This window comes from Mesocryomonas lacus, from assembly GCF_055730105.2.
In genome coordinates this window covers 37,333-55,302 of sequence record NZ_JBUZWF020000009.1, presented here as the reverse complement: position 1 = coordinate 55,302, position 17,970 = coordinate 37,333, and the positions used below count along the sequence as shown (strand labels likewise).

General features: G+C 66.4%; 18 protein-coding genes. 8 read left to right on the top strand and 10 right to left on the bottom strand.

Annotation, left to right across the window (positions count from 1 at the left end):
• The first annotated feature begins 30 nt into the window (after window positions 1–30).
• Complete coding sequence (locus ACZLZQ_RS22665) at window positions 31–708, top strand: queuosine precursor transporter (protein ID WP_472951571.1); 678 nt, start codon at window positions 31–33, stop codon at window positions 706–708.
• Between the two features lie 310 nt (window positions 709–1,018).
• Here the strand turns inward: ACZLZQ_RS22665 and ACZLZQ_RS22660 are convergent, their stop codons facing one another.
• From ACZLZQ_RS22660 to ACZLZQ_RS22645, 4 genes are all read right to left on the bottom strand, one after another.
• Window positions 1,019–2,050, bottom strand: coding sequence for an esterase-like activity of phytase family protein (locus tag ACZLZQ_RS22660; RefSeq protein ID WP_472951396.1), 1,032 nt, complete (start codon window positions 2,048–2,050; stop codon window positions 1,019–1,021).
• Window positions 2,047–3,957, bottom strand: a complete 1,911-nt coding sequence (gene cobT / locus ACZLZQ_RS22655) for a cobaltochelatase subunit CobT (protein WP_472951394.1) — start codon at window positions 3,955–3,957, stop codon at window positions 2,047–2,049. Before cobT ends, ACZLZQ_RS22660 begins: the two co-directional genes overlap by 4 nt.
• Window positions 3,958–4,343: 386 nt before the next feature.
• On the bottom strand, window positions 4,344–5,330 hold the full coding sequence (cobS, locus tag ACZLZQ_RS22650; RefSeq protein WP_472951392.1) for a cobaltochelatase subunit CobS: 987 nt from the start codon (window positions 5,328–5,330) through the stop codon (window positions 4,344–4,346).
• A 193-nt stretch (window positions 5,331–5,523) separates the two neighbouring features.
• Window positions 5,524–6,138 (bottom strand): J domain-containing protein, encoded by a 615-nt coding sequence (locus ACZLZQ_RS22645; protein ID WP_472935811.1) that lies wholly within the window; start codon window positions 6,136–6,138, stop codon window positions 5,524–5,526.
• A 146-nt stretch (window positions 6,139–6,284) separates the two neighbouring features.
• On the opposite strand from ACZLZQ_RS22645, the gene ACZLZQ_RS22640 reads away from it, so the two are divergent.
• Window positions 6,285–6,593 (top strand): BolA family protein, encoded by a 309-nt coding sequence (locus tag ACZLZQ_RS22640; protein WP_472935810.1) that lies wholly within the window; start codon window positions 6,285–6,287, stop codon window positions 6,591–6,593.
• Window positions 6,590–7,291 (top strand): YoaK family protein, encoded by a 702-nt coding sequence (locus ACZLZQ_RS22635; RefSeq protein WP_472951390.1) that lies wholly within the window; start codon window positions 6,590–6,592, stop codon window positions 7,289–7,291. The genes ACZLZQ_RS22640 and ACZLZQ_RS22635 overlap by 4 nt, the downstream gene beginning before the upstream one ends.
• 104 nt (window positions 7,292–7,395) lie before the next feature.
• On the opposite strand, the gene ACZLZQ_RS22630 is transcribed toward ACZLZQ_RS22635, so the two are convergent.
• From ACZLZQ_RS22630 to ACZLZQ_RS22615, 4 genes are all read right to left on the bottom strand, one after another.
• Complete coding sequence (locus ACZLZQ_RS22630; RefSeq protein WP_472951388.1) at window positions 7,396–7,788, bottom strand: type II toxin-antitoxin system VapC family toxin; 393 nt, start codon at window positions 7,786–7,788, stop codon at window positions 7,396–7,398.
• Window positions 7,781–8,029 (bottom strand): AbrB/MazE/SpoVT family DNA-binding domain-containing protein, encoded by a 249-nt coding sequence (locus ACZLZQ_RS22625; RefSeq protein ID WP_472951386.1) that lies wholly within the window; start codon window positions 8,027–8,029, stop codon window positions 7,781–7,783. Before ACZLZQ_RS22625 ends, ACZLZQ_RS22630 begins: the two co-directional genes overlap by 8 nt.
• A gap of 104 nt (window positions 8,030–8,133) precedes the next feature.
• Entirely contained in the window at window positions 8,134–9,258 is a 1,125-nt protein-coding gene (aroB, locus tag ACZLZQ_RS22620; protein ID WP_472951384.1) for a 3-dehydroquinate synthase, read from the bottom strand.
• Between the two features lies 1 nt (window position 9,259).
• Window positions 9,260–9,829, bottom strand: coding sequence for a shikimate kinase (locus tag ACZLZQ_RS22615; protein ID WP_472951382.1), 570 nt, complete (start codon window positions 9,827–9,829; stop codon window positions 9,260–9,262).
• 204 nt (window positions 9,830–10,033) lie between these two features.
• On the opposite strand from ACZLZQ_RS22615, the gene ACZLZQ_RS22610 reads away from it, so the two are divergent.
• The 4 genes from ACZLZQ_RS22610 to ACZLZQ_RS22595 all read left to right on the top strand — a co-directional run bounded on the left by ACZLZQ_RS22610 (window position 10,034) and on the right by ACZLZQ_RS22595 (window position 13,654).
• Window positions 10,034–10,213, top strand: coding sequence for a hypothetical protein (locus tag ACZLZQ_RS22610; protein WP_472951381.1), 180 nt, complete (start codon window positions 10,034–10,036; stop codon window positions 10,211–10,213).
• Window positions 10,210–11,205 carry a site-specific tyrosine recombinase XerD gene (gene xerD, locus ACZLZQ_RS22605; RefSeq protein ID WP_472951380.1) on the top strand — a complete coding sequence of 332 codons (996 nt, stop codon included), beginning with the start codon at window positions 10,210–10,212 and terminating at the stop codon, window positions 11,203–11,205. Before ACZLZQ_RS22610 ends, xerD begins: the two co-directional genes overlap by 4 nt.
• Before the next feature lie 180 nt (window positions 11,206–11,385).
• Window positions 11,386–12,339, top strand: coding sequence for an acetyl-CoA carboxylase carboxyltransferase subunit alpha (locus tag ACZLZQ_RS22600; protein WP_472951378.1), 954 nt, complete (start codon window positions 11,386–11,388; stop codon window positions 12,337–12,339).
• Between the two features lie 304 nt (window positions 12,340–12,643).
• Window positions 12,644–13,654 carry a L,D-transpeptidase family protein gene (locus ACZLZQ_RS22595; protein ID WP_472951376.1) on the top strand — a complete coding sequence of 337 codons (1,011 nt, stop codon included), beginning with the start codon at window positions 12,644–12,646 and terminating at the stop codon, window positions 13,652–13,654.
• A 202-nt stretch (window positions 13,655–13,856) separates the two neighbouring features.
• On the opposite strand, the gene ACZLZQ_RS22590 is transcribed toward ACZLZQ_RS22595, so the two are convergent.
• The gene (locus tag ACZLZQ_RS22590; protein WP_472951374.1) at window positions 13,857–14,378 is read right to left on the bottom strand and encodes a copper chaperone PCu(A)C; all 522 of its coding nucleotides are present in this window, start codon (window positions 14,376–14,378) and stop codon (window positions 13,857–13,859) included.
• A 146-nt stretch (window positions 14,379–14,524) separates the two neighbouring features.
• Between ACZLZQ_RS22590 and arsC the strand changes: the two genes are divergently transcribed.
• Window positions 14,525–14,872, top strand: coding sequence for an arsenate reductase (glutaredoxin) (arsC, locus tag ACZLZQ_RS22585; protein ID WP_472935801.1), 348 nt, complete (start codon window positions 14,525–14,527; stop codon window positions 14,870–14,872).
• 77 nt (window positions 14,873–14,949) lie between these two features.
• On the opposite strand, the gene secA is transcribed toward arsC, so the two are convergent.
• Window positions 14,950–17,652 carry a preprotein translocase subunit SecA gene (gene secA / locus ACZLZQ_RS22580; RefSeq protein ID WP_472951373.1) on the bottom strand — a complete coding sequence of 901 codons (2,703 nt, stop codon included), beginning with the start codon at window positions 17,650–17,652 and terminating at the stop codon, window positions 14,950–14,952.
• Between the last annotated feature and the right edge of the window lie 318 nt (window positions 17,653–17,970).

Sequence of the window (17,970 nt, the reverse complement as noted above, 5' to 3'; positions counted from 1 at the left end):
GTTCCATCACCCCAGGATAAAAAAATGAACCTGCGCTCCTTCGCGCTGCCACTGGCAGCCATGACGCTGATCGTGCTCGCCTCCAACATTCTCGTGCAGTTTCCGCTGGCGGGGCATGTCGGGACACTCGCCCTTGGCGACATCCTGACCTGGGGCACCTTCACCTATCCCTTCGCCTTCCTCGTCACGGATCTCACCAACCGTCGCTTCGGCCCGGTGGTCGCGCGGCGAATCGTCTATGCGGGCTTTGCCGTCGCGATTCTCGCCTCGATCCTCGCACCGCCGCTGCTGTTCCACCTCGGCCTGCTGCCGTACCCGACGGCCGGCGATCGGCTGGTGCGAATCGCGCTCGCGTCGGGCACCGCCTTCCTGATGGCGCAGTTGCTCGACATTGCCGTCTTCAACCGCTGGCGGGGCGCCAGCTGGTGGCGGGCGCCGGCGTTCGCGTCGGTGGCGGGTTCGGTGGTCGATACGCTGACCTTCTTCACGCTCGCCTTCGCGCCGTTCTGGCTGCTGGGCCCGACCGACGAGTTCTCGCTGCAGGCCGCGCCGCTGCTCGGTGCCTTCGCCACGCAGGCACCCCGCTGGATCTCTTGGGCGATCGGCGATTTCAGTGTGAAGCTCGCCATCGCGGTCTTGGCGCTGATGCCTTACCGCATCATCATGCAGCGTTTCATGCCGTACCGTCCGATCGGCGTCGCCGGCTAGAGCGGGGGACGCGGCGAATCGGGTGCGCTAAGCGGCGACGAGCGGGCTGTTCTAGTTTTGAGCTGATATCGCTCGCGTCACCAAGGTTCTAAAACTGTCGTAAACCCGATGATGTCGTCATCCGCGGGGACTTGTCCCCGGGGACCCATGCCGTCGCGGGGACGCCGCATTCCGGCAGCGGATCAACGCTTTGACGCCATGGCATGGGTCCCCGGCCTGCGGCCGAGGATGACGATGTTCGGGGGAGCGCTACGGGTTTTGGGACGGGGCTATTGGTGCTTCGGCGTATGGCCGCGCCTAGTGCACGTCCTCAGCTGGCGCCAGCATCCTCCAGCGCGAATTCCAAATAGAGGTTGCGCTGGAAGAACGAGCCGTTGTCGTCGGAAACGAGGGAGATGACGGTGGTGCCGGTCGGGGTGACCCAGGCGTCGAGCCCTTCCATGTTGTCGATCTCCTCGGCGGGGCCTGCCTCCATTAGGACAGGGCCGTCGACGAGGGCGCCGGGCTTGATGTCGGCGCTGGAAATCCGCCGGATGCGCATGCCGATGCGGCCGAAACCCTGGTAGCGCCGCTCCAGCAGCAGCAGGTCGCCGTCCGGCAGGAAGGCGCCGTCGGTGACCGACCAAGGCTCCTCGCGCTTGACCTTGAACATCCCGCCTCTCGGCCCGAGGATCGCGGCGAAGAGGTTGCCCTCGCGGTCGAGCGAGAGTTCGGAGACGATCACCGTCCGGGGGCTCCCGGCTGCACCTTTCGGCGTGATGGCAATGGTCTCGATCCCTTGGTTGGTGCGCAGCTCGCGTGGGGGAATCGGCAGCTTGACGGCCTCGGCCTTGCTGTCGAAAGGACGGGCGGGGTCGGCATAGGCCGCGATCCGATGCCTCTGCTCGAACGAGACCAGCACTCTGTCGCCATCAATCGCCATGCCCTCGGCGTCGGCAAGGCCCTTGCGCTGCGTCTGCGGCTCACCCTCGGCATCGAGGATCGGCGCCATCTCCGCCTCGTCCAAGCCGACAGGGCGACCCTCGGCATCGCGCCGAATCGCTGCCGCAAGCCAGTAGCCGGTGTCGGTGATCGCGAGAAGGCGGGTGCCGCCCTCCCGAAGCCGAACGGCGGAGACCCCCTGCAGGCGCCGATCGGCGGCGCTGTAGCGGAAGCCGCCGAGATAGCGCAGCGCCCCGGTATGCCCGTCTGCCGACCGCTTGTCGAAGCGCTCGATGACAGAGGACTGGATGGTCAGCGCCTTGCCCTCAGGCCGGGCCGGGCCGCCCGTCGCGACCACCGCCACGGCAAGTCCTACCAGCGCCCCGAGGCGCCGGCGGTAGCGTCTCAGCGCGCCTGTCACCTGCTGCTGCCGGCGCGGCGCGGGGCCCGGCGGGTGCCGCCGGCGCTGTCGTCGGCGAAGAGGTCGGCCAGCTGCTCGGTCATCGCGCCCGCCAGTTCCTCGGCGTCGACGATGGTCACCGCCTTGCGGTAGTAGCGGGTGACGTCGTGGCCGATGCCGATCGCCAGGAGCTCGACCGGCGAGCGCGTCTCGATCTCCTCGATCACCGCCCGCAGGTGCCGCTCGAGATAGTTGCCGGGATTGACCGACAGTGTCGAATCGTCGACCGGCGCGCCGTCCGAAATCATCATCAGAATGCGCCGCTGCTCCGGCCGGGCGAGCAGGCGGTTGTGCGCCCAGACCAGTGCCTCGCCGTCGATGTTCTCCTTGAGGAGGCCCTCGCGCATCATCAGGCCGAGATTGCGCCGGGCCCGCCGCCAGGGCGCGTCCGCCGACTTGTAGACGATGTGGCGGAGGTCGTTGAGCCGGCCTGGCTTTTGCGGTTTGCCGGCCTTCAACCAGGCCTCGCGCGACTGGCCGCCTTTCCAGGCGCGCGTCGTGAAGCCGAGCACCTCGACCTTGACGCCGCAGCGTTCCAGCGTGCGCGCCAGAATGTCGGCGCAGGTGGCGGCGACGGTGATCGGCCGTCCGCGCATCGAGCCGGAATTGTCGATGAGAAGCGTCACGACGGTGTCGCGGAAAGCGGTGTCGCGCTCCTGTTTGAAGGAGAGCGGCTGCATCGGATCGATGACAAGGCGCGTCAGCCGGGCGCTGTCGAGATAGCCCTCTTCGAGGTCGAAATCCCAGGAACGGTTCTGCTGCGCCATCAGCCGGCGCTGCAGCCGGTTGGCGAGGCGGCCGACGACGCTGTGCAGCGTGGTCAGCTGCTTGTCGAGGAAGGCACGGAGACGGTCGAGCTCGGCCTCGTCGCAGAGCTCCTCGGCGCCGACCATCTCGTCGAAGGCCTGGGTATAGGGCTTGTAGTCGATCTCGGCCGAGATGTTCGACATGGCCTGGTTGGGACGGCGCGATTCGCCGGGCGTCTCGGTGTCCTGGCTGTCGTCGTCGACCGGGTCGTCGGCGGTGACCTCGGACTCCTCGGCCTCGGCCGCGTCCTCGCTTTCAGACTGCGATTCCGAATCCTCGGCGCGCGCCTCGTCCTCGCCGGCCTCCTTCTCGGCGCCGCCCTCGTCGCTGTCGCGTTCCTGGTTGTCGCCCTGTTCCTGGTCGTCGTCGCTGTCTTCGCCGTCCTGCTCCTGGCCGAGTTCCTCAGCCATCTCCATCGCCGCCAGGAGGTCGCGCATGGCGCGTGCGAAGGCCTTCTGGTCCTCGACCGCGTTCGGCAGGCGCTCCAGCCGTTCGCCGGCCTTCTCCTCGATCCAGTCGCGCCAGACGTCGACGACGGCGCGGGCGCTCGGCGGGATCTCGCGGCCGGTCAGGCGCTCGCGCACCATCAGCGCCACGGCATCTTCCAGCGGCGCCTCGGCCCGGTCGGTGACGTCCTGCAGGTTGGAGCGGAAATACTTGTCCTCGAGCATGGCCGCGAGGTTGTCGCCGACGCCGAGCATGGCATTGGCGCCGATCGCCTCGACGCGGGCCTGCTCGACCGCGTCGAACACGGCACGCGCGCTCTTGCCCTCGGGCGCGAGGGTGGCATGGATCTTGTTGTCGTGCCGGGCGCGCCGCAGCGCCATGGCGTCGGCCATGCCCCGCGTGACTGCGATGTCGTTCTGGGTGACGCGCTTCGGCAGGTCGGGCAGGCGAGCGCGCGGCCCGTTCAGCCCCGGCCGCTCGCTGGCATAGGTGACTTCGAGCTCGGCATCCCCGGCAATCGCCCGCATGCAGCCGGCGACCGCCCGCCGGAACGGCTCGCGATCGATGCCACCTTTGGCATTGCCGGGTTTGGAATTGTCGCCGATGCGGGACATGCTATCCGGGCCTTGTTCTCGTGTGGGGCGGCGGAGCGCCGTTGCCGTGTCTGTCGTGTTCGGCGGTGCGACGCCTGTACCGAAGCGCCAACCTCTCAGGTTCGTCATCCTCGGCCGCAGGCCGGGGACCCATGCCGTGGCGTTGAACACAGCCGCGGCGGCAGTCACCGTGATGTCATTATCGCTGGTCTTGGTGCGGTGACGTCTCGGCATGGGTCCCCGGGGCCAAGGCCCCGAGGATGACGATGTTCAAACGGCGTGTCCCTGTGCGGTCAGAGCGTCCTCACTTCGCGGTCAGAAGGCGTGCACTTTAGCCTGACGTCTCGCGACGCCTGATCCGGCCTGACGTCTCACGCCGTTTGATTCCGCTTTCACCGCGTCGAAACCTAGTCTAGCACCACGTTAGCGCTCGACTCCGGCAGCTCTTCCCCGAACGCCCGCTGATAGAACTCCGCCACCAGCGCCCGCTCCAGATCGTCGCACTTGTTCAGGAACGTCAGCCGGAACGCGAAGCCGATATTGCCGAAGATCTCGGCGTTCTCGGCCCAGGTGATCACGGTCCGCGGGCTCATCACCGTCGACAGGTCGCCGTTGACGAAGGCCGAGCGAGTCATGTCGGCGACGCGGACCATCTTCGAGATCTGGACCTTGCCTTCCTTGGTCTGGAAGTGCTTCGCCTTGGCGAGGACGATGTCGACTTCCTTGTCGTGCGGCAGGTAGTTCAGGATCGTCACGATCGACCAGCGGTCCATCTGCGCCTGGTTGATCTGCTGCGTGCCGTGGTAGAGGCCCGTGGTGTCGCCGAGGCCGACCGTGTTGGCGGTGGCGAACAGGCGGAAGGCCGGGTGCGGCGTCACGACGCGGCTCTGGTCGAGCAGCGTCAGGCGGCCGGAGGCCTCCAGCACGCGCTGGATCACGAACATCACGTCGGGTCGGCCGGCATCGTACTCGTCGAAGACGAGGGCGACGTTGTGCTGGTAGGCCCAAGGCAGGATGCCGTCGCGGAATTCGGTGACCTGCATGCCGTCGCGGACGGTGATCGCGTCCTTGCCGATGAGATCGATGCGGCTGACATGGCTGTCGAGGTTGATGCGCACGCAGGGCCAGTTGAGGCGGGCGGCGACCTGCTCGATGTGCGTCGACTTGCCGGTGCCGTGGAAGCCCGAGACCATGACGCGGCGGTTGCGCGCAAAGCCCGCGAGGATCGCCAGCGTCGTTTGCTTGTCGAAGAGGTAATCGGGGTCGAGGTCCGGGACGTGGTTGTCCGCCTCGGCATAGGCCGGGACCATCAGGTTGCTGTCGAAACCGAAGGTTTCACGGACGGAGATCGTGGTATCCGGGAGCCGAGCCACGTCCTGAACCGCTGCAGTCATCACGCCTCCAAAGGCCCGCGCGGCCATGCTGGCGCGGTGCCGTGTCTGTTGCCTCAGTGACGCCGGGAGCCGTCGCGGGCAGAGTTGCCGGCACCGAAATGCCCTTTCGGCACCGAGATGCCGCTGCTGTGTTCAAGCCGCGCCAGCAGCCGGCGGAGTTGCCGGTCGCCACACACGGGCTTCCGTTCAGCGATTAACAAAAACCGGACTGCTTCAGGAGCTTGTAGGCCTGGATGACCTCGCGCAGCCGGTCTTCGTGTCCGCGATCGCCGCCGTTGGCGTCGGGATGATATTGCTTCACCAGGCTTTTATAGCGCGTCCGAACCGTCTCGCCAGACGAATCTTCGGGGATGCCGAGCGTCGTGAAGGCTTTCGATTCCAGCGAGCGCACCTTCTTGACCTTGGCCGCCGCGCGTGCGGCCGCCGCGTCGCCCTCGAAAAGGTTGAAAGGGTCCTTGGCCTTGCCGGTCCAGCGCTTGGCGCGCGGCGGCGCCTGGTTGGTCGCGGTGTCGCCGGTCGCCGCGCCCATCGTCCAGGTCGGACGGTGCCCCGTCAGCGAATCCTTGAGGTAGGTCTGGATGTCGGTGTCGTTCAACCCGGAGAAGTAGTTGTACGACTTGTTGTACTGGCGGACGTGGTCCACGCAGAAGTTGAGGTACTGGCCCTCGTGGTCGCGTCCCCGCGGCGCCTTGTGGGTGCCGGGCTCCTTGCAACCATCCCACGAGCAGTCGGGCGCGCGCGCCTTCTCTGCAGCCTTGCGGCTGGGGCGGACACGAATGCCGTCGAAATATTTGGAATCGAGTTTCATCGGGATGGATTATGGTGCGCCGGCAGGAGCCGAACAAGAATTGACAGATGCGAAAAAGTCCGGGAAGCCGGGCCGAAGCGGCGATTGTCGGTTCCTGCGGACCGGCAATCTCGCCTCAACCAACCCTCTTTGCATCGGAACCCGGAATGACGCTGTATTCCCGCGACACGATCGAGGCCAAGCTGGCGGACGCATTTGCCCCGGATAGTCTCAAAGTCATCGACGAAAGCCACCTGCATGCCGGTCACCACCATGGGGCGAGCGAGCATCATGCTGGCTTCGATGGGTCGGCGGGTACGCATTTTCGCGTCATGATCGTGTCTTCCCTGTTTGCCGGACTGAGCCGTATCGACCGGCATCGTGCCGTGAACAAGGCGCTGGCCGACGAATTGGTTTCCGGCGTGCACGCGCTGGCCATCGAGGCGAAGGCACCGGGCGAGCCGACGCGGCGTTGACCGCGCTGCTCTCAGCCCGCGCCGCCCGGCGCACCGCGCACCGCCGCCGCCGCACCGCGGTCGGGCTGAGCTTTGCCGCGGCGTTGTCTTGCCTTGCCGGCATGACCGACGCCGTCGGCTTCCTCATCGCCGGCGATTTCGTCTCCTTCATGAGCGGCAATACGACGCGGCTCGCCGTCGCGACTGGCAGCCTGCAGATCGCGGCAGTGCTGCATCTCGCGGTGCTCGTTCTCGTCTTCGTCCTCGGCAATGCAGCCGGCGTTCTGTTCGCCCATCTCACCGGACGCCGGCACGGCGTCATCGTCGGGCTGGTCGCCGCGCTGCTCCTCGCATCGGCGGGCTTCTCTGGACAGGGGCTGGAGCGCCTCTCGGTCATTCTCCTCGTCTTCGCGATGGGCGCCGTCAACGTCGCGATGGAGCGAGTCGAGGGCCATTCGCTGGGGGTGACCTACGTCTCCGGCGCGCTGTCGCGCTTCGGCCGGGGCCTGGGACGGCGCCTGCTCGGCCGCGCGGTGCCGAACTGGTGGTTCGAGATCGTTCCCTGGTGCGGCATGCTCAGCGGCGCCGTCGTCGGCGCGATCGCCTTCGGCCTTATCGGCCCGCTAGCGATCTGGCTGTCGGCGGGCTTTGCCGCGGTGATTGCCGTCGCTTCGCTGCTCATCCCCGCCCGCTGGAGACGGCAGTATTTTGCTGGGTGATGGAGGCGGACCGTTTGGCGTACTCGCTTCGGCAGAAGAGCCTTCGCGCTGTCGGTCTTGATAAGCCTTGTTCCGTGGCTGAGACCACCTGATCGAAGAGCGCCTTACCGGATCAGTTCGACGGTGACGCCGATGGCTCTTCCGGCCTCGCTCCAAGCCTTATCCGCTGTCAGGGCGGTGCGTCCCTTGCGCTGTGCCAGCGCCAGGCAGGCACGGTCTGCGAAGGACAGACCGAAACTCTTGGTCTCGGAGCGGAAGCTGCCGGCGGAGTAGGCGGCGTCGGTATCGAAGGCTTCGATCGTGAGATCGAGAGATGCCAGCAGACGCTCCGCCCCGCTCCGGTCGAGCCCGAGGTCAGAGAGTTTAGCAACGACTTCGGAAAGGTTCACGGCAGACATCAGGCCCCCCGCCAGAGCCGCCTCGACCCTTTCGGCTCCCGTCTCGCCGTTGATCAGGCAAAGGACGGCGGAAGCATCGAGGATGTAACCTTCACTCATTCTCCGTTTCCAGGCGGCGGTCCGAGATCAGCTCTTCCGACAGGACGCGTCCCGTCGGATTCAACGCCTGAACCTGTGCCTGAACCTCCTGGAGCGCCACGGCGATCGAGCGGAGCCGCAATTCTCCCGCTTCGATGTCCATGAGGAGCGTGTCGCCGGGGGAGATGCCGAGTGCGCGTTGGAACGATGCGGGGATGACGAGCCTACCGCCCTCCGTCACCTTGACCTTCCGCGCGTCCATCGCTCTCGCCGCTCCTAACTTCGTCCCCCAAGCTATAATTCATCCTGGAACGCTTGTCGCATCGAGGGCCGACAAATCGAGACGCTGCTTGTCTTGGCCTCGGCTCAGGCCAGTTCGTCGGCGAGGAACGCCGATACGTCCGCAGGATCGACATCGCCAGCGATGAAGGCTTCGCCGATGCCCCGCGTGAGGATGAAGGTGAGGCGGCCTCGGCTGACCTTTTTGTCTTGGCCGATGGCGCGCATCAGGGTTTCGGTGGAGAAGCCGTCGCCGGGAATTTCGCCGATGGTCGTCGGCAGGCCGGCGGCCTGCAGGTGACGCTCGGCGCGGACGGCGTCCTGTCCGCTGCAGAGGCCGAGCCGGACCGAGAAGCGGTGGGCCAAGGCCATGCCGATCGAGACGGCCTCGCCATGTACCAGCCGCGCCGTGTCGTAGCTGCAGGCCGCCTCCAGCGCGTGGCCGAAGGTGTGGCCAAGGTTCAGGAGGGCGCGGCGGCCGTTCTCGCGCTCGTCGGCGGCGACGACTTCGGCCTTGGCCCGGCAGCTCGTGGCGATCGCCTCGGCGCGTTCAGGGCCGCCAGCGAAGACCGCCGTGCGGTTCCGCTCCAGCCAGTCGAAGAAATCCGGCCGGTCGATCAGCCCGTATTTGACCACCTCGGCATAGCCGGCGGCGAATTCGCGCGGGCTCAACGTGTCGAGCACCCCGGTATCGGCGAGCACCAAAGCCGGCTGGTGGAAGACGCCGACGAGGTTCTTGCCTTGCGGCGAATTGATGCCGGTCTTGCCGCCGACCGAGGAATCCACCTGCGCCAGCAGCGAGGTCGGGATCTGCACGAAGCGCATGCCGCGCCGAACGATCCCGGCGACAAAGCCCGAGAGGTCGCCGATGACGCCGCCGCCGAGCGCCACGACCGCATCGCCCCGCTCGAGCCGGGCTCCGATCACCGCCTCGACGGCGACCTGCAACTGGGCGAAAGATTTTGTCGTCTCGCCAGCCGGCAGGACCAGCGTCGCCGCCTCGATCCCGGCCGCGGCGAGCGAGCTGAGGAGCGGCGGAAGATGCAGAGCCGCGACGTTCTCGTCGGTGATGACGGCGACGCGGATGCCGGGGAGGCGCGCGGCGATCGCCGCGCCGGCCCCTGCGATCAGGCCCTCACCGATCAGGATGTCGTAGGAACGGTCGGCGAGGTCGACCCGCACCGTGCGGGGCTCGGCTTGCGCAAAACTCATGCTATCGGTCCAGATGGCGGTCTAGGGCGTCGACGATCTCGTCGGCGATCACTTCTCGCCGGACGTTGCGGGACTGGATGGTGATGTCGGCCTCGGCGTAGACGGGATAGCGCTGGGCCATCAGCCCCTCCATCACCGCCCGCGGGTCGGCGGCCAGGAGCAGCGGGCGCGTCGCGCGGCGCGAGACGCGCTCCATGAGGACGTCGAGATCGGCCTTCAGCCAGATGGTGATGGCCTTCTCGCGCAGCATGGTCCGCGTCTCCTCGGCCATGTAGGCGCCGCCGCCGGTGGCCAGCACCAGCGGTCCAGTCTGCGCCAGTCGTGACACGACGCGAGCCTCCAGCGCCCTGAACTCCGGCTCGCCATAGGCCTTGAAGATCTCCGAAACCGACATGCGCGCGGCCGACTCGATCTCGGTGTCGGCATCGCGGAACGGCAAGTCGAGCACCTGGCCGAGCTTGCGCCCGACGGTCGACTTGCCGGCGCCCATCAGGCCGATCAGCGTGATGCAGCGTCCGCGCAGCCGCGCCGATATGTCGAGCCCCTGGTCCGGGCGGGGTGCACTCCTCATCGTCGGTCTCTGTCGTCCCTGATCCTCGATCTTGGAGACAGGAATTCCCTCTTCCCGTCAAGTTCCAGGCCTGCCCAAGTTCCGGACGGGGATCTGCCGGTGGGGTTGGCGCTTGCGCCGAATACGGCAATCTTTAAACGAAAGCGCGGTAAGCTTCGCGAAACGATCACCATGCCCTGTCTCCGATAGAATGGCGTATCCGTCATGCCCACCCTCGTCCGACTGCTGACGGTGCTTCTGATCCTTGCCGGAACGGTGTTCGCGGTGATGGCGGCGCTCGTCTACCTCGTCGAGCCGACGCCGCACGCCGTGGTCATCGACCTGCCGCTGAACCAGCTGAAGGCGCCGCCGCCAACGGGCCAGCCGATGGTGCCCCGCCCGTGAAGACCGCAACCGCGCCGGCGCGGAAGCCGCCAGTCCGCCGCGATGCCACCGACATCGAGACCTTCCTCGAGATGATGGCGGTCGAGCGCGGTGCGGCCGAGAACACGCTCGACGCCTATCGCCGCGACCTCGATGACGCCGCTGGCTTCCTGGCCGGGGAGGGCGCAAGCCTCGCCTCGGCCACGACCGACGACATCCGCGGCTTTGTCTCCGATCTGGCGGCGCGCGGTTTTGCTGCTTCTAGCCAGTCCCGACGGATGTCCTCGCTGCGGCAGTTCTACAAGTTCCTCTATGCCGAGGGGATGCGCGGCGACGATCCGACGGGACCGATCGAAACGGCCCGCAAGGCCCGACCGCTGCCGAAGATTATGAGCGAGGCCGAGGTGGACCGGCTGATCGACGCGGCGGCGGCCGCCGCCGGTGCGGCGGATCTTTCGGGGCTGGCGCTGGTGCGGGCGATGCGGATGCACGCGCTGGTCGAGGTGCTCTATGCGACCGGCCTGCGCGTTTCCGAACTCGTCAGTCTGCCGCGCTCGGTGCTGCGGTCGAAGAACCGGCTGATCATTGTGCGCGGCAAGGGCGACAAGGAGCGGATGGTGCCGATCGGCGAGCGCGCCCGCGACGCGCTGCAGGGCTTTGGCGAGGCGATGCGGGCAGCCGCCACAGTGCCGCGCGCTGCGGATGCGGCGGACCAGCCCTGGCTCTTCCCGGCCCTCTCGGAAAGCGGTCACATGACGCGCCAAGCCTTCGCCCGCGATCTGAAGGCGCTGGCGGGCCGCGCTGGCATCCCCGCCTCGCGGGTGTCGCCGCACGTGTTGCGGCATGCCTTTGCGAGCCATCTCCTGCAGAACGGCGCCGATCTCCGGGCCGTTCAGGAACTGCTCGGGCATGCCGACATCTCGACGACGCAGATCTATACCCATGTCCTCGAGGAACGCCTGATCCGCCTGGTTTCCGACCACCATCCGCTGTCGGAGATCAGCGGCGGCTGAGGCGAGGACTGCGGGTGCGGCGGATTTCTTGACAAGCCGGGGCCATGTCGTCAGTTTGCGCCGCAACTCGAACCCTCTGTTCCTGGCCCCCGGCCGACGTTGCCGGTCCCCGGCAAACGCTCGATCCGAGCGACGGAAAGAGGCTGTTCCCCGCGAGAAAAAGGACGGCCTCGGTCGCTCATGCACAACTATCTCGATTTTGAAAAACCGGTCGCCGACCTGGAAACGCAGATCCTGTCGCTGAAGGAGATCGGCGCCGACAAGGATGGCGTTGACGTCACCGAGGAGATCGGCCGCCTGGAGAAGCGCTCGCGCGATGCGCTGGTCGATCTCTACAAGAAGCTGACGCCCTGGCAGAAGACGCAAGTCGCGCGCCATCCCGACCGGCCGCACTGCCTCGACTATATCGGCCGGATGATCACCGACTTCACGCCGCTCGCCGGTGACCGGTTCTACGCCGAGGATCTGGCTGTCGTCGCCGGCTTCGGCCGGTTCGACGGCCAGTCGGTCGCGGTGATCGGGCAGGAGAAGGGCTCCGACACCCAGACACGGCTGAAGCACAATTTCGGCATGGCGCGGCCCGAAGGCTACCGCAAGGCGGTTCGGATCATGGAGATGGCCGAGCGCTTCGGCATCCCCGTGCTGACGCTCGTCGACACCGCCGGCGCCTATCCCGGCATCGGCGCCGAGGAGCGCGGCCAGGCCGAGGCCATCGCCCGCTCGACCGAGGCCTGCCTCAACCTCAAGGTGCCGATCGTCTCGCTGGTGATCGGCGAGGGCGGCTCGGGCGGCGCCATCGCCATCGCCGCGGCCAACCGGGTGCTGATGCTGGAGCACGCGATCTACAGCGTCATCTCGCCGGAGGCCGGCGCCTCGATCTTGTGGCGCGACGCGACGCGGGCGCAGGACGTCGCCCAGGCGATGAAGATCACCGCGCAGGACCTCAAGGGTTTTGGCGTCATCGACGAGATCGTGCCGGAGCCGCTCGGCGGCGCCCATCGCCAGAACGACGAGGCGATCGACCTCGCAGCCGACCGGCTGCGCGCGGCGCTGGCTGAACTGACGGTGCTCGACGGCGAGACCGTTCGGCGGCAGCGGCGCGAAAAGTTCCTGTCGATCGGCCGCAATCTGTAGCTTTCTTCCGCGTTCTGCGGCATGGCATTCACTATCGAGGGCGGTCGTGGCTTTTTCGCCACGGCCGCCCTCTCGGTTTTGTGGTGAACTCACAGGGAAATTTCGAGCGCCGCGGCACTTTTCGCGCGCGCTCGCGTGAAGACGCCAAGGTCTTAACCGCCTGTTAAGGCGGCAAGGCCAAAAAGAGATAACTTGTCCTTAACCCGAGCGCTGGCCGGGACAGGGACGCCAGATGCCGATCGGGGGCCGGTTCGCCGGAAGATCGGGCGCAGGGAGTGGGTCCTTGCTCAAAGAGGGTACGGGGATGCTCGTCAGACGCCTGGTGACCGCAGCGGTACTTGCGGCCAGCATGATGGTGGTGTCGGCTTGCCAGCCGGGCGCCGATCTCGGTGACCTCATGGGCCCGGATGCGCCGGTTCCCGCTGCCCTCGTCAAGGAGATGAAGCTCAAGGACATGGGCGTGAAGTCGCCGATCCTGGTGCGGCTTTACAAGGAAGAGTCGCAGCTCGAGGTCTGGAAGCAGAAGACCAGCGGCCAGTACGAACTCCTGAAAACCTATGCGATCTGCGCCTGGTCCGGCAAGCTCGGGCCGAAGCGCGTCGAGGGTGACCGCCAGGCGCCCGAGGGCTTCTACACCGTCACCCAGGGCAGCCTGAACCCCGGCTCGCAGCACCATCTGGCCGTCAACATCGGCTATCCCAACCAGTACGACCGCGCCAATGGCAGCACCGGCCAGAACCTGATGATCCATGGCTCCTGCAATTCGTCCGGCTGCTACGCCATGGACGACTGGCAGGTCGAGGAGCTCTATGCGCTGGCCCGCGACAGCTTCGCCGGCGGCCAGCGCTCGTTCCAGATCCAGGCCTATCCGTTCCGGATGACGCCGAAGAACATGGCCCGCCACCGGCAGTCCGAGCACTACGCCTTCTGGAAGATGCTGAAGGAAGGCTCGGATCTTTTCGAGCTGACCAAGAAGGTGCCGGACGTCGGCGTCTGCGAGAAGCGCTACGTCTTCGACCCCAAGCTTGAGGACGGGCAGAAGCTCGACGCCGCCGGCAAGTGCCCGGTGGTGACGGAGACGGCAGAGGTCGCGGCCAAGCGGATTGCCGACCAGGCCGAGGAAGACAAGCTGGTCGCCTTGATGAAGCCGACCGACTTCGCGCCGGTCTCGACCTTCAGCTACAAGACCGGCTCGCCGATCACTGCCGATGCCTATGCCAACGAACAGCACCGCCGCGAGGGCTACGACCGGCTGGGCAAGCCGATCGAGGTGCGCAAGGCAACGGTGTTCGACGGCATGCTCGGCCGGAAGTAATCAGCGGTATCACCGGGGCAGGGCGCAGGCTGGTTATGATGCGGGCGCCGCATCCGGCAAGCTGTTCCCGCCACGAAGGCAGCTTGCGCCACTAAGCGTCACAATACCGTGCCGATCATGCTCGTCGCGCAGTGGCTTGAGTGACGGCGCTTCTTGGAGAGGCGACAAGAGCTGTCGCCCCTCGCTTCGGAACTTCCGAACCTTAGTGGTTCATGCCCGGCGTGTGGCCCATGCCCGGCATTGCATCCCCCTCCGCGGTGCTAGCTTCCGGCGACTGGCCGACGCCGAGCACCGGCAGGACGACCTCGACCTTTCCCGCCTTCTCGAAGCTGAGCGTCACCGGCACCGTGTCGCCGGCCTTGAACGGCGTGGTGACGCCGGTGAACATCATGTGCAAGCCGCCCGGCTTCAGCGCGACGGTGCCGTTCGCGGGCACATCGACGCCGTCCGGTAGGGGGCGCATCGACATCACCTCGCCCTTCATTGACATCTCATGCAGTTCGCCCTTCTGGGCAAGCGGGGTCGCCACGCCGAGCAGGCGGTCGGCGGCACCCGCATTGCGGATGGTGAGATAGCCGCCGCCGACCGGCTGGTTCGGCAGCATGGCGCGGGTGAAGCCGCCGGAAATGGCGATGTCGCCTTGCAATGCCTGGCCGGCGACGGGCTCGGCGAGGGCCGCGATCGGCATCAGGAAGGCGAAGGCTGCAGCGGCAAGGCGTTTCATGGGATCTCTTTCGTCGGCCCGGCGACGAAGCCGGCAGGCATTCTGGTCGGGGTACCGCACCCGCCGATTTCGGCTGGCTTGACCCGGTGATTCCTGAAACTCTCTCGCACAACCGCGGCGCCCGCCGCAATCATCCGGAGACATGCATGGCTGTGACGATCTATCACAATCCCGACTGCCAGACTTCGCAGGCGGCGCTCGACGCCATCGAGGCCGCAGGCGCGACGCCGGAAATCATCGAATATCTGAAGACGCCGCCGAGCCGCGAGACGCTGATCGAACTGCTCGACGTCATGGGACTGAAGCCGCGTGATTTGCTGCGTAAGAAGGGCACGCCCTATGCCGAGCTCGGCCTCGACGATCCCGCGCTCGACGACGAGGAAATCCTCGACCAGATGATCGAGCATCCGATCCTGATCAACCGGCCGATCGTCGTGACGGAAAGGGGCGTGCGGCTCTGCCGGTCGCCCGATGACGTCAAGGCGATCCTGTAGAAGAGTTTGCTGGCGGCGCGGCCGGCGCGCCCGCTCTGGCTGGAAGAGGCGGTCGCCGAGCGACCGCCTTTTTGCTGTCAGGCGTAGGCGCCGTGGCAGTGCTTGAACTTCTTGCCCGAGCCGCAAGGGCATGGCTCGTTGCGGCCGACGGTGCCCCAGAGGCTCGCATCCTCGGTACCCGGCTCGCCGGCAGTCAGGCTGTCGGTCGGCGGGGCGAACTCGTCGATACCGGTGTCGGCGTCGATGTGGTGGCCTTCTGCCAGCTGCAGGATATCGTCCTGCGGCTGCTCTTCTTGTCGGACGATCTCGACGCGCATCAGCTGCGAGGTCGTGCGCTCACGCAGGTGCCCGAGCATGGTCTCGAACAGCTCGAAGCCTTCCGACTTGTACTCGTTCAGCGGATCGCGCTGCGCATAGCCGCGGAAGCCGACGACCGAGCGCAGGTGGTCGAGGTTGACGAGATGCTCGCGCCACAATGCGTCGATGGTCTGGAGGACTACCGAACGCTCGACATAGGTCATCATCTCCGGGCCGAAGCGCTCGCGCTTCTCGGCATAGGCGGCATCCGAAGCGGCGATGATGCGCTCGCGGATCACTTCCTCGTCGATGCCCTCCTCGTCCGCCCAGGCCTGGATGGGCAGGTCGAGGTTCAACAGATCGAGCGCGTCTTCGCGGAGCTCGGCGGTCTGCCACTGCTCGGCATAGGCCCGCTCGGGAATACGGCGGCTGACGATCATGTCGATGGTCGCCATACGCATGTCCGAAATGGTCTCGGACAGGTCGCTCGAATCCATCAGCTCCAGCCGCTGGTCGAAGATGACCCGGCGCTGGTCGTTCATCACGTCGTCGTACTTCAACAGGTTCTTGCGGATGTCGAAGTTGCGGGCTTCGACCTTCTTCTGTGCCTTCTCCAGCGCCTTGTTGATCCAAGGATGGACGATCGCTTCGTCCTCCTTCAGGCCAAGGCGCGTGAGCATGGTGTCCATGCGCTCGGAACCGAAGATCCGCATCAGATCGTCCTGCAGCGACAGGAAGAATTTCGAGCGGCCGGGATCGCCCTGGCGGCCGGAGCGGCCACGCAGCTGGTTGTCGATGCGCCGGCTCTCATGCCGCTCGGTGGCGAGGACGTAGAGGCCGCCGGCCTTGAGGGCGATCTCCTTGAGCCGCTTGATGTCGGTCTTGATCGCGGCCTCGGCGGCGTCGCGCTCGGGACCTTCCGGCATGTCCTTCAGCTCGTGCTCGATGCGCATGTCGGCATTGCCGCCGAGCTGGATGTCGGTGCCGCGGCCGGCCATGTTGGTGGCGATGGTCACCGCGCCCGGCACGCCGGCCTGGGAGACGATGTACGCTTCCTGCTCGTGATAGCGGGCGTTCAACACCTGAAAGTCTTTCAGGCCGCTCTCGCGCAGGCGCTCGGCGAGCAGCTCGGACTTCTCGATCGACGTCGTGCCGACGAGCGTCGGCTGGCCGCGGCTCGAGGCCTCGGCGACCTCCTTGGCGATCGCCCGGAACTTCTCCTCGGCGGTGCGGTAGACCTCGTCGTCCTCGTCGATGCGGCTGACGGGAAGGTTGGTCGGGATCTCCAGGACGTCGAGGCCGTAGATGTCGCCGAATTCGGCCGCTTCCGTCGACGCCGTGCCGGTCATGCCGGCGAGCTTGCCGTACATGCGGAAATAGTTCTGGAAGGTGATCGACGCGAGCGTCTGGTTCTCGGGCTGGACGGTGACGCCTTCCTTCGCTTCGAGCGCCTGGTGCAGGCCCTCGGAGAAGCGGCGGCCCGGCATCATGCGGCCGGTGAACTCGTCGATGATGACGATCTCGTCGTTGCGGACGATGTAGTCCTTGTCGCGCTGGAACAGCGTGTGCGCCTTCAGCGCATTGTTGACGTGGTGGACGATCGCCACGTTCTCGATGTCGTAGAGTGAGGTGCCGACCAGCTGGCCGGCGGATTCCAGGAGACGCTCGAGCTTCTCCGTGCCGTCCTCGGTGAAGGCGACCTGGCGCTGCTTCTCGTCGAGCTCGTAGTCTTCCTTGCCGAGCTGCGGGATGAAGGTGTCGATGGTCTTGTAGAGGTCCGAGCGGTCGTCGAGCGGGCCGGAGATGATCAGCGGCGTGCGCGCCTCGTCGATCAGGATCGAGTCGACTTCGTCGACGATGGCGAAGTGGTGGCCGCGCTGGACCATCTGACCGCGGTCATACTTCATGTTGTCGCGGAGGTAGTCGAAGCCGAGCTCATTATTGGTGGCGTAGGTGATGTCGCAGGCATAGGCCGCGCGACGCTCGTCGTCGCTGAGGCCATGCGTGATAATGCCGACGGAAAGGCCGAGGAAGCGGTAGACCTTGGCCATCCACTCGGCGTCGCGCGTGGCGAGGTAGTCGTTGACGGTCACGACGTGCGCGCCCTTGCCGGCGAGCGCATTGAGGTAGACCGGAAGCGTCGCAACGAGGGTCTTGCCCTCGCCGGTGCGCATTTCGGCGATCGACTTGCGGTTCAACACCATGCCGCCGATCATCTGCACGTCAAAATGCCGCATGCCGAGGGCGCGTTTGGCGGCTTCGCGGACGGTCGCGAAGGCCGGCACCAGAAGGTCGTCGACCGGCTTGCCGGCGGCGATCTCGGCCTTGAAGGTCGCAGTGCGGCCGCGCAGCTCATCGTCGCTGAGGGAGACCAGCGAGGGCTCCAGAGCATTGATCTCGCGCACGAAGGAATCGAACTTGCGCACGACGCGGTCGTTCGACGAACCAAGCAACTTGCGGGCTAAGCCGCCGAAACTGACCATGATCAGGACTTTCCAAAGATTAAGCGGTGCGACCTGACGTCTTCATTGTCTGCCGACGGGTCCAGGGCGATCCGGTCTCGGCCGAAGAGGCCGTGCGCCGCTATCCCGATCCCAGCCGATCCGAACGGATTAAACGTTAGGGATCAAAGAGTTACACATCGCGTGAGCATGCTGCCGTTTCCCGTCATCGGCGTCGCGTGTCGGGACCTGCGGCTGGACTTTGATGACGCGAGAGAGATAAGAGGGGGGCAAAGCGATGTCAACGCCGCCTGCCGGCGCCGTGCGGCCTTCAAAAGACCGCAAAGCAAGGACTTCCAA